The organism is Pseudomonas moraviensis subsp. stanleyae, from assembly GCF_036283065.1.
GTDB classification, from domain to species: Bacteria; Pseudomonadota; Gammaproteobacteria; order Pseudomonadales; family Pseudomonadaceae; genus Aquipseudomonas; species Aquipseudomonas stanleyae.
In genome coordinates, this window is the sequence record NZ_JAADJI010000034.1 from 1 (window position 1) to 541 (window position 541).

General features: G+C 58.0%; 1 protein-coding gene. It reads left to right on the forward strand.

Features of this window, described 5'->3' with window-relative positions; translation table 11 throughout:
• A partial coding sequence (locus GXB78_RS27985) for an immunoglobulin-like domain-containing protein (protein WP_329517857.1) occupies window positions 1-541 on the forward strand: 541 nt, incomplete at both ends.

Below are 541 nucleotides of genomic sequence, written 5' to 3' on the forward strand. Positions count from 1 at the left end.
CAGGCAACGATCACCAGCGCTACCGGCGGCAATTTCGAGAACTTGGTACCGAGCACAGCTCCGGCCGTAACGACTGTCACCGATACCATCGATACCTCGACCGTCAAACTGACGGCTGATACTTCGGTGGCTGAAGGCGGCACCGTGACTTACACCGCCACCGTTGGTGCGCCAGTTACTGGTTCGCCTGTCGTCGTGACTCTGGCCAACGGTCAGACCATCACCATCGGCGTCGGTCAAACCACCGGCACTGCTATCGCTGTTGCTTCGAACGATGCACTGACGGGCAACGCTCCGATCACCAATTCGATCACTGGCGTAACCGGCGGTAATTTCGAGAATCTGGTGGCGGACAAAACCCCGGTTTCGACTTCTGTCACAGACGTTGCCGACACTACAAATCTGTCCTTGAGCGCCACCAATTCGGTTGCCGAAGGTGGTCAGATCACTTACACCGCGACACTGACCAACGCCGCTGGCTCGCCAGTGACCGTGACCTTGTCGAACGGCGCTGTCATCACCATCAAGGCTGGCGAAACCA